The sequence below is a fragment of the Pseudarthrobacter equi genome (assembly GCF_900105535.1).
Classification (GTDB): Bacteria; Actinomycetota; Actinomycetes; order Actinomycetales; family Micrococcaceae; genus Arthrobacter; species Arthrobacter equi.
In genome coordinates this window covers 3,080,256-3,093,086 of record NZ_LT629779.1, presented here as the reverse complement: position 1 = coordinate 3,093,086, position 12,831 = coordinate 3,080,256, and the positions used below count along the sequence as shown (strand labels likewise).

At 59.0% G+C, this 12,831-nt stretch carries 13 protein-coding genes; all 13 read right to left on the bottom strand.

What is annotated here, in order from left to right; translation table 11 throughout:
* Positions 1-323 precede the first annotated feature (323 nt).
* Positions 324-878, bottom strand: a complete 555-nt coding sequence (locus BLT71_RS14000) for a hypothetical protein (RefSeq protein WP_091721368.1) — start codon at positions 876-878, stop codon at positions 324-326.
* 122 nt (positions 879-1,000) lie between these two features.
* Positions 1,001-3,817 (bottom strand): hypothetical protein, encoded by a 2,817-nt coding sequence (locus tag BLT71_RS13995; RefSeq protein ID WP_091721366.1) that lies wholly within the window; start codon positions 3,815-3,817, stop codon positions 1,001-1,003.
* Positions 3,818-3,832: 15 nt separating this feature from the next.
* Positions 3,833-4,627 (bottom strand): hypothetical protein, encoded by a 795-nt coding sequence (locus BLT71_RS13990; protein ID WP_091721363.1) that lies wholly within the window; start codon positions 4,625-4,627, stop codon positions 3,833-3,835.
* A gap of 2 nt (positions 4,628-4,629) precedes the next feature.
* The gene (locus BLT71_RS13985) at positions 4,630-8,340 is read right to left on the bottom strand and encodes a hypothetical protein (RefSeq protein WP_091721360.1); all 3,711 of its coding nucleotides are present in this window, start codon (positions 8,338-8,340) and stop codon (positions 4,630-4,632) included.
* Positions 8,341-8,370: 30 nt separating this feature from the next.
* Complete coding sequence (locus BLT71_RS13980; protein WP_157693475.1) at positions 8,371-8,817, bottom strand: hypothetical protein; 447 nt, start codon at positions 8,815-8,817, stop codon at positions 8,371-8,373.
* A gap of 83 nt (positions 8,818-8,900) precedes the next feature.
* The gene (locus tag BLT71_RS13975) at positions 8,901-9,284 is read right to left on the bottom strand and encodes a hypothetical protein (RefSeq protein ID WP_091721355.1); all 384 of its coding nucleotides are present in this window, start codon (positions 9,282-9,284) and stop codon (positions 8,901-8,903) included.
* 141 nt (positions 9,285-9,425) lie between these two features.
* Positions 9,426-9,998 (bottom strand): phage tail tube protein, encoded by a 573-nt coding sequence (locus tag BLT71_RS13970; protein WP_091721352.1) that lies wholly within the window; start codon positions 9,996-9,998, stop codon positions 9,426-9,428.
* 37 nt (positions 9,999-10,035) lie between these two features.
* Positions 10,036-10,452 (bottom strand): hypothetical protein, encoded by a 417-nt coding sequence (locus BLT71_RS13965; RefSeq protein WP_091721349.1) that lies wholly within the window; start codon positions 10,450-10,452, stop codon positions 10,036-10,038.
* Positions 10,452-10,778 (bottom strand): DUF5403 family protein, encoded by a 327-nt coding sequence (locus tag BLT71_RS13960; RefSeq protein ID WP_172829977.1) that lies wholly within the window; start codon positions 10,776-10,778, stop codon positions 10,452-10,454. The genes BLT71_RS13965 and BLT71_RS13960 overlap by 1 nt, the downstream gene beginning before the upstream one ends.
* On the bottom strand, positions 10,762-11,130 hold the full coding sequence (locus BLT71_RS13955) for a hypothetical protein (protein ID WP_091721344.1): 369 nt from the start codon (positions 11,128-11,130) through the stop codon (positions 10,762-10,764). The genes BLT71_RS13960 and BLT71_RS13955 overlap by 17 nt, the downstream gene beginning before the upstream one ends.
* A complete protein-coding gene (locus tag BLT71_RS20410) occupies positions 11,127-11,549 on the bottom strand; it encodes a hypothetical protein (RefSeq protein ID WP_157693474.1) in 423 nt (140 codons plus the stop codon). Before BLT71_RS20410 ends, BLT71_RS13955 begins: the two co-directional genes overlap by 4 nt.
* A 29-nt stretch (positions 11,550-11,578) precedes the next feature.
* A complete protein-coding gene (locus tag BLT71_RS13950; protein ID WP_091721341.1) occupies positions 11,579-11,905 on the bottom strand; it encodes a hypothetical protein in 327 nt (108 codons plus the stop codon).
* A gap of 37 nt (positions 11,906-11,942) precedes the next feature.
* Positions 11,943-12,815 carry a phage major capsid protein gene (locus BLT71_RS13945; RefSeq protein ID WP_157693473.1) on the bottom strand — a complete coding sequence of 291 codons (873 nt, stop codon included), beginning with the start codon at positions 12,813-12,815 and terminating at the stop codon, positions 11,943-11,945.
* Positions 12,816-12,831 lie beyond the last annotated feature (16 nt).

The following is a 12,831-nucleotide window of genomic DNA, read 5'->3' as shown; positions in this document are numbered from 1 at the left end:
CGAAGCATCCCGCAACCGGGAGCTATAAGGGGGAAGGGGTAGTACAGAAGGGGCAGCAGGACGGTGCATTCTGCTGCCACCAACCTGAATCAGTCCGAAGGACCACAGACCGAATCACAGGGAAGCCAGAGCACCACGAAACACCACGAATCCCATCGCTTCGCGAAGCAATCAGGGAGCAAGCAAGGTGGAGTCAGGTAGGGGTGAATGAAGGGGAGAGAGTAGTGGTCGGGAACATAGATAAGCAGGGGTGGAGACGTAGCGCAGCGGGTGATGAAGGGCTGTAGGTATGCGTGAGTGTATGTATAAGCACCTGCCACAGATCAGTCCTCGATGGTCCCGTCGATCGGTCGAACCTCGTTGTGGTTCACGGTGTGCTCTATGGAGAGAAGCGGCTTCACCTTTGCTGAGATCAGCTCGGTGATCGTGTCCAGTCCCGCTCGAAGCTCCTGCATCTCGGTCTTCACTTCCGCCACACCGTGCTTAGCTTCCACAGCAGCGTCCTTGACGCTTCCTCCGTGATTGAAGTTCACCTCGTGGTGCACAGAGTCAAGTTGCTCACCGTGAGCCTTCTGGATGTCCTCCAGACGCCTGAGCGACGCCGTCTGGCTGGTCTGGCTGACTTCGATGTTCTGGAGCCGCATATTCCATCCCAGCCGTTCAGGGACACCGGGACGGGCAGGTTCTCCCGTGTAGTCCTCAACCATCTGCATGAAGTTGGTCAAGAGATTCATGACCTTCGGGTTCTTCTTGACGTTGCGCCAAGTGATTGCCAGTACAGCGGCGATGATGCCGAAGACAAAAAGCAGTATGAACGAGATGATCGCCCAGTTCGCGAGCAGTACGTCGGAGCTTGAGGGTGGAGTAGGGACGGGCATGGGTCGTTCCGTTCGGGTGCGAGGTGCTGTTAGGCGTCCTAAGTATTTGCGTGGGCTGATTTCGGGAAACAGCAGCAGCGCCCCGGAACCGAAGCGCTGCTGCTGAATATGAGGGGGTAGAGCTAGATCACCACTTGGTGAATCTGGTGAGACGGTCCCTGACTGCCAACTGCATCCGCATTCGACGTGTCAAGGTTGGCGATCACGTCGCCATCGGTGCACTGGATCGGCATCGACACCTGCGCGCGCCGTATGCCCGTCTGAACCGTGTCCGGGGTGACGATCTGGTAGGACGTGCCGGAACTCGCCCAGTGGTCCCACAGCGCGCCCCTGTACCCCTTCGCAGTTCCATTGCTGTCCGCGCTGTAAATCTGGGAGGACAGGATGTAGCGAGCAGTGTTCCAGACACGCTGAGGGATCAGTTGACCCACCGGCGTATTGGAGTCCATGTTCGCGGGCTGCACGATCGACGTGCGGATCGTTGAACTATCCAAGTTCCGTATCTTCAGCGTCGCGTCCGTGATGACCATCTGACCGAACTCGTAGGCGCGCTTTGCCGGGGTGCCGCAGTACATTTGCCCGTCCGAAGAAAGGCGAATGAAACTGCCGAGTCCTGAACCCACGTACTCGCTCACCGCGCCTTGGTCCTGATCGTCGATGTACGCCGATTTAACAGCAACCGTGGACAAATCGCCTGATGCAAGATTTAGGTGGTGTAGCTCCGAGTTCACATCGAGGTTCTGACCGCGAAGCCATGTCCGAAAGAAGACGTGGTTGCCGCTGTTGATCCCCCAGCTCGCGGATATCGCCGTAGTAGCTGCGTCGTACACTGGCGCATCGTTAGACCACCAGTTCGGAATCTTGCCCGACATGATGTCGAGGCTGGCGATGTTCCACATTCCCGCTACTGCGTTCCAGTAGTACACCTTGGCAGTGAGGGGGATACGCCATCCCAAGAGGTTCGACCCGACGAACTGCTGCTGGCGGACCTTCAGCAGAACAACTGCGGGAGGAGCGAACACCTCCACACCGGCGCTATGAGAAGCCCACACACCGTCACCATGAGTATTGGTGATGGCGTCAACGAACGCCGGCAATCCGCCGAGATCAAGCCAGCCTCGCGTCTGCGGGTTCCACTGGAAGAGCCAGACCGGAGAGTTCGGGTTTCCGTCCTTGCTGAAGAATTGGAAGAACCTGTTCTCCCACACGCGCTGCATGCCGGGGACCCATTCGTAGCCAGCAGGTGGCTTTATCGACTCGCGAGTCCCAGAGTCGGGCAAGAAGATGTTGAAGTCTTCTGGGCTGTCGATGACCACGGCATCCCGACCGAAGCCGAGCGCGTTGTCCGCGTCCTTGAACGTTGCACCGTAGGGAAGAGTGCGAACCTCAGCAGCCGCATCGATGGGATAGAACGGCGATGCGCCATATGGACCGAAGATGTCCGTGCTGGGGTTGGTGATGCGGGGTGCAGCAACAATCACCGGCATGCTGTCACGGTCAGTGTTAGCAGCTACCCAGACAATGTCGCCGGGATGCAGAGCATCCATCTCACCGTTGATAGCCGTCTTGGACGCTCCGGAGCGGTCCATCGTCACGTCAGCAGTGCGACCCGCAGCGTCGTAGCTCGCCACGATGCCTCGGGAGACACCACCAGCAGTGACTGGTTCCCACGTGCTGCCATTGCGGCGTTCAATCGTCCCGTCAGGGCGGAGCCGTGAACCGCTGGTCCTAACACCGTTGATGCTGGGGTTGCGGTTTGTCAGACGATCAACGCGCCTGTTGACCTCTCGGATCGCACGACCGATCTCGGATACGTCAGCCGGACGCGGGAAGTCAGCGGGCTTTACGCCGATCTTTGCCAGTGTCGGTTCGTAGTACTTCCCATCAGACGATTCCTTCAAGGCAATAACGCGCCACACTTCGTCAATACGGTTTCCAGCCTTGGTCCAGAGGTCCAGACGCACGAACGCGCCTTTTTCAATCTGTGACGGCTTGACCGCTCCGGTCGTGGAGACCTTCAAGGTGATGATGTTGCGCTTGGCGAAGTAGTTGTCCGCCATACGCTGCGCCATGACGTTCGCCTCGGCAACAGTGGTGACACCGGAGAAGTTTTCCCACTTCATCACACGCATGCGACCTTCGCCGCCGTCTTCGATAGCCCGCTCTGCCAGCTCGTCGATGACAGGTGCTGATTCGATCTGGTCATCATCCACGCCGCTGCCTGTGGCAACGACGTACGTGGCGTATTCGCCCTCCCTGCGGCTATCCGTGAACGAGTAGTCAAGGATGTTGCCCTTGCCGTTTACGTCGCGTGTGAAGGCGATTGTTGGCGTCGTCGTGGCGATGCTCAGATGGGGGTAGCCCGTCCGTGTCACCTTGCGAAGCTTGGTGTGCTCCTCGTTATCCCACACGACATCCGTCGTCCACTCAAAATCAACGGCGATGTCATCCATAACGTCTCGTGGAGTCAGGCGGTCACCGGCAGTGACGTACTTGTTGATCAAGCGTCCGCTGGCAGGGCAATCGAAGGTCATGTTGCAACCAACGCCGTCCTGATTCACTGTGCTGGCGACAGTGACGAACACGGTGCTCGTCACGTCCGCCAGATCGAACCTAGGACCACCGGCGAGGAAGTTGTCGTAGACCCGCTCCCAAGTCGAAGTCTGAATCTTGATCAGACCATCGCCGGATTCGCTCCAGCTATTGATCGTGTAGCCGATCATGCGGTCTGACGGGTCAGCATCATCCCTGACTGGAACGATGTAGTTCACGCCTGATTCAAGAAGTGCCCGCCAGTTGCGCGGGCACTTCTTGTCTTTCGGATCAAAGGTGAACGTCTGGTTCAAGAACTGCTGGATCGCCCACCCGAACCCACTGCTCTTTAGCGGTAGTGCGCCGACGATCAGGTCGGACCGGTTGTTAGCAATGAGAAAGCGCATGGGGAAGCTCCAAAGTTATAGCCAAGAGTCGAGCCACCAGATCGCAGCCAGAGATTCTGTGCCGAGGGTGTTCGCTGTGAAGCGGAAGGTGTTTGTCTTGCGATCCAGCCGCGGCCAGTCGCCACGGATAGCACCAGTCACGTCCAGACCGTTGCTCAGGAACGCCTGATGGCTCTCCAGATCGACGCGCAGCTCCAGACCCGCCGGAACTGTCAAGTCGAGCCAGAGAGGCGCTGTGGGCGAACCATCCACTGTGATGCGTGGGGTAGCGCAGTCCTCGAAGCGCAGCTCCATCGGCGGCGTGATGCCGTTGCCGCTGTTGTACATGGTCATGGAGCCAGCCATGCCACGCTGTGTAGCCGATGAGAACTCGTAGCCCGTACCGTCACCGGATAGGCGGCGAGAGTCCTCGGCGTAGAGCTGAATGCCGTAGTTCGCCTTGCGTGGGTTGACGATGTCCTTCTGTGGCGGAGTGGACCCCAGCTTCGCAAGAATGTGCCGCACCAGCCCATCACGGTAGAACACCACCGGTTCCGGGTCGCCCATCGGGACAGCACCAACGAGGTTGTCGTAGAGTTCATCGCGGTGGAGCCGCCCATCAGGAGCCTTCACAGCCCCGGAGAGAGAAACAGTCCTGCCGTTTGGAGTTCCATCAGCCTTCAGTGACACCGGTTCATCCCAGCCCCGCACACCACCCCTGCCGAGCGTGATGAAGCCACCGCGCTCGTCAGGGGTTGGGGTGCTGCTGGTCAAGACCTGAGAGCCGCCGATGACGGTGTACTCATACGCCTTCGACTTGTCGAATGCCATCGTTATGCTCCCATTTCAATGCGGTTGAAGAATCCCGAGAGCATCTCGTCGAGATCGTTTTGTGCGGTCATCGAAAGGTTCTCGATGGTGTAGTACTTGCCTGCACCGGCAGAGGACGCAGCGGACTGACGGCTGCCCCCGTAGGAGCTGTAGTCAGAAGCTGTTGGAGCGTTTGCCGCCATGAACATGCGGTCCGACGCGAGGCTCATCGGTGCCATGCGAGCACCCTGACCACCCTGAAAGTTGAAGACATTCATGGGGTTCAGAGCGTCCATCGCGGACCCGAGATTGAAGCCTTGCAGTCCGTCCTTCAGGGCGTTGAGCGCATCGACGCCACCATTGCGGAAACTATCCACGATGCCGTCGAGGAGGTCAGCGAAGCCCTCGTCGAAGTCACCGAAGATGTCATCCCAGAAGTTGCCGTAGTTCCTGAACGCGTCATCCAAGGTTGCTCCGAAGTCGAAGCCGCCAAACACGCCATCGACACCGCCCAACAGCTCCTGCGACCAGAGAGCAAAGTCACCAGCCATGGCTGGTGGTGAGACCTGCCCAAAGATGCCGGACCACGCGTCACCCCAGTTGCCAGAGAAGTCACCGTTCAGGAAGTTCAGAGCGCCTTCGGCACCATCGATAACTCCGCCGAACAACGAGCCGAGCGTCTCCGGGTCCATGCTGGACATGCCGCTGACGAATCCGAGGAAGTCGTTCAGCAGCGGCAGGACGATCGTCAAGCCCTCAACGAGGTCAGTCGCCATCGGGGCGAACCATTCAATGAAGTCAGCTAGACCTTCACCGCCCTCCTCACTGAATACGCCGAGGAACTCAAGGAACTTCCCGAGGAACTCTGCGATACCGGGAATGGCAGGCTCTAGAGCCTCCAGACCTCCCAGCAGCCCGTCAGCAAACTTCTGAGCGCCTTCCACGACCGCAGGGTCACCGAACAGCTTTGCAAGCGTGCCAAGCACCTCAGAGCCGATCTCACCGAAGGTTCCAGCCAGCTCAGACATCGCTGGTGCATTCTTCGCGAGAACGTCCCCGATAACAGGCAATGACGTTCCAAGGTTGTCGAAGAACAGCTTCCCGCCCTCGAACAGCGTCTTCATCGTCTCTTGCGTGGAGGGATCAGCCAGCCACTCGGAGAAGCCCTCCACGCCATCAGCCAAGCTACCCAGCGAGAGGGAGTCAGCAGCGTCAGCAGCCTTCCCGATCTCGTCGATAGCCTTAGCAGCGTTCAGCGCGATGGACCCGAGGTCCTCGATGCCATCCAGACCCTTTTCGATCCAGCGTTCCAGTTCGCCCGATGCAGCAGCGTCCTGAATGAAGTCGTTGAACCTCACCGCCAGATCAGCGAACCCATCACCAAGCTCTGGCAGGAACGTTGAACCCGTTTCCCCCATCGTCGTGAACGCATCCACGATCGGAGCGATACCAGCGTTGGCGTTGGAAAGACCGGTGTTCAAGTTGTCCAGAATCCGGTCCAGCACGCCCTCATCAAGCGAACCAGCGATCTCATCGAACCAAGTCGTCGTCGCGTCACCCAGAGTGCCAGCGATGCGTCCCAGACCTGTTTCCAGTTCCGGTAGCAACTTGTCGGTAGCGTTCCGCAGCGACTCTTCGAAGCCCTCGAAGAACTCTTCCTGCGCTGGCATGCCAACACGTGACCTGTACTCGTCCATCAGGCTACTGACAGCGGTCAGAGCACGGCGAGCAGCAGGGGAGATGCGGTTGAGGGCATCCTCTAGCCCACTCGTGGCGGCAGCCTGCTTGTCAGCCGCTTCCAGCCCACGAATACGGAAATCCTCAGCCGCAGCATCAGCACGCTTCTCAGCCTCATTGACACGCTCGGCAGAATCGATCCGTACCTGCTCGACATTCTCGATGCCTGCAAGGCGTGTTGCCTCAATGGCAGCAAGTGCAGCGGATGCACGCTGAGCCAGCTCGATGCTGCGTTCCTCAGCCTCATTCACCCGGTCCTTAGCGGCGATGATCTCGCCAGTACCGTCAATGCGGACCTTGTCGGCTTCAGTGAAGTCCTTCTGCGTCTGCTTGTGGTTGGCAGCGGCTTCCTTGGCAGCGATCTCGGCTTCGGTGACGGCATCCTTGTAGGCTCCAAGCTGCTCTGGCATCAAGCGCTTGTTGGTCGAAGCCTCCGCGAGGTTGTCGCGGGCGATCTTCAGCGCCTTATTAGCCTTGGTCTCATTGAAGGCAGACCGCTCAAGCTGAACCCCGATCTTCTCCAGAGCAGCAGCCGCGTCCTCACGGACTTTGGTGAGGTCGAGCTGCGTCAGGATCAAAGCCTTGGCAGCATCATCAGCCTGCTTCGCAGCACTGCGGTAGGAATCAACCGCGTTGTCATTAGCCTTGTTGGCAGCCTCACGGGCATCAGCCACTGCGTCGATAGCAGCGATCTGCGCCTTGGCGGCAGCCTTCTCCGCGTCCACAACGGTCTCGCGCGCACGCTTCGCCCTACTGGCTTCGATCTCCGGGTTAGCGGCTACAACAGTCTTCTGTGCCTCCCGCATCGCCGTCAGAGCGTCGGGGAGACCGTCGATGATCGTCAGCGCGGTCCCAGCGATGCCAAGAACACCCGTTGCCACAGCAGGGAGCAGTGCAGCAGTACCAGCAAGAGTCCCAACGGACGCGGCAAGACTAGTGACCTGTGCGAGCGATGAACCAGCGGCAGTACCAACAAGCCCCACAGCACCCGCTACGAGGCTCAATCCAGCAGTCTGGGCAACTACTTGCCCGACAGCCTGCGCGAGTCCCAGAGCCGCAGCAGCGGCTGCGCCATAAGGTCCAGCCATGCCAACAGCGGAAGTGATCCCGGTGCCGTTGCCGCCACCACCGATGTTCCCAACCCTGCCGAAGAGCTTCGACGGGTCAAATCCGCCTGAACCGCCATTGCCCATGACTGATCCGAGACCAGCAGCAGCGTTAGCAGCCATCTGGCTGGCACGGAATGCAGCCATCTGAGCGCTGGCAGCAGCCGTATCAACGTCCACCTGTAGCTTGAGCTGGCGGTCTCGCTCGATGGCTTCTAGCTTCAGCCTTGCAGCAACCGTGTCAGCTTCGACCTGAAGGTCAACGACCTGCGATTCAACTTCATTGACGAGTGTCGCGATACCAGCCCGGAACTCCGCAACCTCGGCAGCTTCGACGGGAATGTCTGCCTTGAGGGCTGCCGTTGCAGCAGCCACTTTTGCAGCCAGCTCAGCTCGCAGCTTGTCGCCGTCGATACCAACGGGGATGAGAGCATCTGCTTTAGCGGCGAGCTTCTTTACGTCGGACTGGTTCCGAGAGACGAACGCCTTGTCGAGGTCACTGACAGACTCCTTGCGGAGCCGTTCTGCTTCCTTCGCGGCAGCAGCGTTATCGCGTTCTTCCTTCTTGCGTGCAATTTCAGCATCGCGTTCTGCCCGGATTCGATCCCGCTCGGCGTCCTTCTCTGCCTTGATCTTCGCGGCAGCGTCTTCACGCTCAGCCTTCTTGCGTGCTGCTTCTGCTTCGCGTTGCTCTGCCTTCCGATCGCGTTCGGCTTGAATTGCCTCTTGCTTCGCGGCAGCCTTCCGTGCGGCTTCCTCATCCAGTTCGACAGGAACCTTGACGGGCTTCTTCAGCGGCGCGAGAAGCTTTTCCTTATCCCGGTCAAAATTGCCCTCATCGAGAACAATTTCCATGCCGACCTGATCAGCGCCAAGGTTCTTTTTTGCCACGGTGCACTTCTCTCTTATTGTTTTGTTGGACTACTCCGAGGCACCGAACACTTCGTCGAAGTCATCCGTGTAGCGGGGATCGTCAGCGTCGGGGTGCTTGATCTCTCTGCCCGGACGATGGACGAATCGGAATGGTGGCAGCTCGTCGTGGCGATCACCAGCCCAGTGCTGTCGGGCGTTGAACCGCAGGAGACCAATGGCGTCCGCGAGGTCATCAAGGCGGCGATCCGTGGGCGTATAGCCGTAAAACTCCAGCGGATTCGCCTTGCGTGCCTTCTCAGCAGCCTCAAACTGTTCCAGCCGGTACAGTTCCTCATCGAAGTCAGGGGAAGCCTTTAGAGCGTCTTCCTTCTCCTTGGCGAGGCGTGCCTGTTCCTTGACCTGCGGGGCGTAGTACTCGCTGTCTGGTGCGAGGCGCAGCCGTCCTAGGCGGTCGTAGAAGCCGCGAACCAGAGCCGGCGTCTGCTCGATGAGCACTTCCCATGGATCGAACGTCGGGAAGTGCGCAGCGAAGTCTCTAGCCAGCTCCGGATGCGCCTGCATCAACTCCCGGACGGCGATTATTTTTTTAGCTCGGACATCCAAGCAGCGGCGAGGAACATGATCTTCACCCGAGCATCAATGCCAGAGCACAATTCGTCGAAATCGTCCTTGTCCACGGCGTAGCGACGCAGAAACTCGGCATAGTTGGCAGCGGTGTCGAAGCCATCCCACTTCTCTTCCGATTCCCTCTTGGCAAGGTGCCGGAGTCCAACGAGCAGTGGCTTCTGGTCCTTGATATGGATGGTCTTCATTCGGCGCATGTTCGACATCCCTTCGACCTGCTCAGGGAGCACCAGCGGCTCCACAACGGGATCGGAATGTTCAGGGGCAACATCCGGAGCCGCCACGTTTTCGGGGGCTTCTGCGGACGCTGTAGCTTCGGTGCTGATGTTCTCGGACATGGTGAATCCTTAGGGGTTTGAGAGTCTGAAAGAAACGGCGAGAGTCAGGGGTGATGCATCCTTGCCGGGGCAAAGGCATGCCCCGCAGACGACTCTCAGAATCTGCGGGGCATGCTGGTATTGCGGGGTAGCTGCTAGCTACTAGGGGACGACAGGCGCAGCCGGACCGAAGCCGACCATGCGGATGCCCTTGCCGTTGTGCGACAGGACCTTGATGGAGACCGGGATAGCAGAGGTCTTCGTCGGGTCCAGCGACAGGTCAGCAGTCGTCGAGATGGAGCCAGCGAGACGGAAGCAGCGCTTCTGACCCTTGGTGGTCTCCAGCATGATCTGGTACTGACGCGTCTTGCTGATGGGCTGTGAAGGGAGTTCGAACTCGTCGGTCTCTTCGTCGTAGAGATCGTCGCCGTAGATCGCCTTCAGCACTCCGAGGTCGGTCTGCTGCACTGCGAAGGTCACATCGCGATCGATGGGAGCTTGCTCGCTGTCAACAGCCAGCTCGTTGAGCGTGTCATCAACAGTGACCTCGCCGCCGGATCGCGGAATCTCCACGACCTGTGAACGGTCGAGGTACCCGAGCTGGTGCCACTCACCGACCAGAGCGCGGCGATCGAATACGGCGGGGTCGATGGGTTCGGCAGTCAGATCGTCGTTGAAGATAACGTCGATGTACTTGATCCGGAGGCGGGTTGCCTTGTTCAGTTCATTAGCCATGATGGTTATGTCCTTGTCTTGTTGTGCGGGGAACCCGCTAGGAAGCCACTTCGATGTCGTATCGAGCGTGGTAGTGGTAGAGGTGCTCCCTGCCCACAGATGATTCAGCGGTGGTGCTATACCGCTGCGGCTTGAAGCGAGTCACCTCGTTGATGTAGCCCAGCTCGGTAGAACCGGCTGTTTCGCGGTGGAACTTGCCCATCAGCGAAAAGATGTCCATGGCGAGGCGCTTGGACTGCTCTCGGGTCTCATGAGACGACGTGATCTCAAACAGCCACCGTTGACCAAGGGCGTCCACTGCGTCATCCAACTCCGAGGACTGAATCACCGCGTAGGGGAGCTTCTTGGCGCTAAGCGATGTAGGGGTCGTCGTGAACGTGACATCAGGCATTGCTGCCTTCAGTAGCGTCACGATCAGGACTTCCTCATCAAGCAGGTCGTCATCGTCGTGCATCACGACCTCCTTAGTTTCTTTGCCGTGTTGGACACGACGTGGATGCCCTCGACCCAGACTGTTTCTGGACCGTCACCAGCCCAGTGACCGTTTTCGATCCAATAGGCAGCGGGATGAGTGAGTGCGACGAACGGGACCTTGATGCCATCGCTGTTGGTGTGCTGCTGAATCTCGACGGAGCGACCAAGCTGACCCGTCCTGCGGTGCGGCTCGATCTCAGCTCGAAGTGCATCAGCCGCCTTCTCAGCGAACCGCTGCACCTTGGCGGTCTTGGCTGCTTTCTCCTTCAACATGCGAGAGAACTGACGCTTATCCAAGATCAGCACCCCGCTCCACGAGGTAGACCTTGGTGTGGTCGGTCTCCCAGCCCATCTCAGACGGGAGTGATGAGCCGTGCTGGTCGAACGTGCGGGGTTCACCGGCGGCGTTGAGCTTGTCCAGCCACTCCACATCGGTCACAGCACCGAAGTTCCACTCATCAGTAGTCGTAAAGACCCACGTGTTGGTGAGTGATAGCCCGGATGCTCCGGACTCTCTGGCGCTGATTGACCGCATCTTGCCCTTGACGGTGACCGGAGCCATCGTGTGGGGCACTGGCGAGCCGGTGGAGTCCAGCGTGAACGTCTTGGCATGGACCCGGAGCGTGTGGATCATGAACTCTGCGAATAGACCGCTCATCGGTAGCCCCTGACTGGTCCAGAGAGCAGGCGAGCCGCACTCAGGATGTTCAGGGCAACGGGACCAAGAGTCTCAGCGGCGGTTGCCTTCGCTGCTAGGACTGATTTATCCGCCCCATAAGCGACAGAAGCACCATCCATGCCCTTTCCAAGGACATCGAGTGGAGTTCCGGCTGTACCAGCGACCGGATTGACCCCCAGAGCAGCCCAGAACTCGACCTGTGCCGTCGTAGCATCGCGAAAAGCAACACGGACTGCCGCGTCGAGCGGGAAGCCCTCAGAATTCGTTCTGTAGACCGCCCTCTTGGTGGCTTTTTCGACAAGAAGGGAGGCGCTCCGCAGCAATGCCTTAGCGTTGTCCGGATTCTTCCCGCCATCCAGCCACATCACGAGATCAGCGGCTGTTGCATAAGTGCGCATCGGAGCGCCTCCTTTCGAATCGTTGGGTACTACTTGGTGGCTTCAGCAGCCTTCTTCTCGGCAGAAGCGAGCTTCTTCTTCTGAGCAGCCGTCAAAGGCTTCTCGTCAGGACCTGCTTCGGCTTCAGCACTCTGGCTGTCACCCTCGTTGTCGCCGGCATTTTCAACCTTGTTGTCAGCGTCAGTAGTTGCCTGAGCTTCATCGGTGGTGTTTGCTGATGCCTCAGTCGTTGTAGCGCCGTCAGCAGAGGCTTCGGAGGAGTCGGCAGAAGCCGGTACAGGAGTTTCGTCCTGTACCGGCTCTACAACTGCTCGCCCGACGTACTTGCTGCGGTGTCTTGCCATGAGCATTCCCATGTCAATCTCCCTTTCGGACCCGTCGAGCAGCCAGAGGCTACTTAGCGGTGTTCCAGTTGATCTCGATAACGCCGTTGTCGTTCACGCGCTTCGTGGCGTAGTGGAGGTGGATGGCGACAACGGTCTTTCGAGCCAGAATGTCGCGGTCCTGCTCAACCCAAGGACGCTGCTTCCACTTGACGGAGAGGGCGTTCTTCTTGAGCAGAAGAGACTTGCCCACGGGGACGCGGTCCGAGACGACAACGGCAAGACCGTTCACGTCACCGATGCGTCCACGGGTGATAAGCCCGTTGTAGCCGTCACCCTGATTAGCCTGCTGGAACTGCGTGTCCTTCATCGCGGTAGCGCGGTCAAGGCTATTGATGAAGAGACCAGCCCACTCATCAGTTTCGAAGTCATCACCAACGAGCTGCGCGGCGTCAACGATGGGGTTGTAGCTGAAGCCGGTCGTTTCACCCGCGTTGAAGCTGAGCGGGTTGGTCGGGGTCGCCGGACGACCGTCAGCGTAGTAGCGCCCCTCGGGAACGCGCAGAAGAGCTGCGCTCATCAGGTCGCTATCCACCTTGCGGGCTGTCAGTTCGCCGTACTGCTGGATGAGCTGGTCCTGCAAGTTGCCTTTACCGACAAGCTTCGCGCGGTCGGACCATCCAACAGCCTTCCCGGCTTCCTTGATGGTGGCGCTTGAGGCGCTCTGGGTCATCGACTCGACTTCGAGAACGTCCTCTTCATCGATGTCCTCGATTTCGCTGAGGGTTTCCCAGCGTTCGAAGACAACCGTTTCACCGGGCATGCCGACGAGGGTGTCATCCTGATTGGCAGCCTGAGCCATGACGATCTTCTTCTTGAACTCGGCGTTGCCCATGTCTTCATAGACCTCAGGGGCGAAGAGGTCTTTACGTAGTGTTGCCATTTTGAGAACTCCTTAG

Excerpts from the sequence above, each read along its gene's own strand:
- BLT71_RS13995 (WP_091721366.1), bottom strand. The coding sequence starts at position 3,817 with ATGCGCTTTCTCATTGCTAACAACCGGTCCGACCTGATCGTCGGCGCA.
- BLT71_RS13955 (WP_091721344.1), bottom strand. The coding sequence starts at position 11,130 with ATGAGCGGTCTATTCGCAGAGTTCATGATCCACACGCTCCGGGTCCAT.
- BLT71_RS13975 (WP_091721355.1), bottom strand. The coding sequence starts at position 9,284 with ATGTCCGAGAACATCAGCACCGAAGCTACAGCGTCCGCAGAAGCCCCC.
- BLT71_RS13990 (WP_091721363.1), bottom strand. The coding sequence starts at position 4,627 with ATGGCATTCGACAAGTCGAAGGCGTATGAGTACACCGTCATCGGCGGC.
- BLT71_RS13950 (WP_091721341.1), bottom strand. The coding sequence starts at position 11,905 with ATGGGAATGCTCATGGCAAGACACCGCAGCAAGTACGTCGGGCGAGCA.
- BLT71_RS13965 (WP_091721349.1), bottom strand. The coding sequence starts at position 10,452 with ATGCACGACGATGACGACCTGCTTGATGAGGAAGTCCTGATCGTGACG.
- BLT71_RS20410 (WP_157693474.1), bottom strand. The coding sequence starts at position 11,549 with ATGCGCACTTATGCAACAGCCGCTGATCTCGTGATGTGGCTGGATGGC.
- BLT71_RS13945 (WP_157693473.1), bottom strand. The coding sequence starts at position 12,815 with ATGGCAACACTACGTAAAGACCTCTTCGCCCCTGAGGTCTATGAAGAC.
- BLT71_RS13970 (WP_091721352.1), bottom strand. The coding sequence starts at position 9,998 with ATGGCTAATGAACTGAACAAGGCAACCCGCCTCCGGATCAAGTACATC.
- BLT71_RS14000 (WP_091721368.1), bottom strand. The coding sequence starts at position 878 with ATGCCCGTCCCTACTCCACCCTCAAGCTCCGACGTACTGCTCGCGAAC.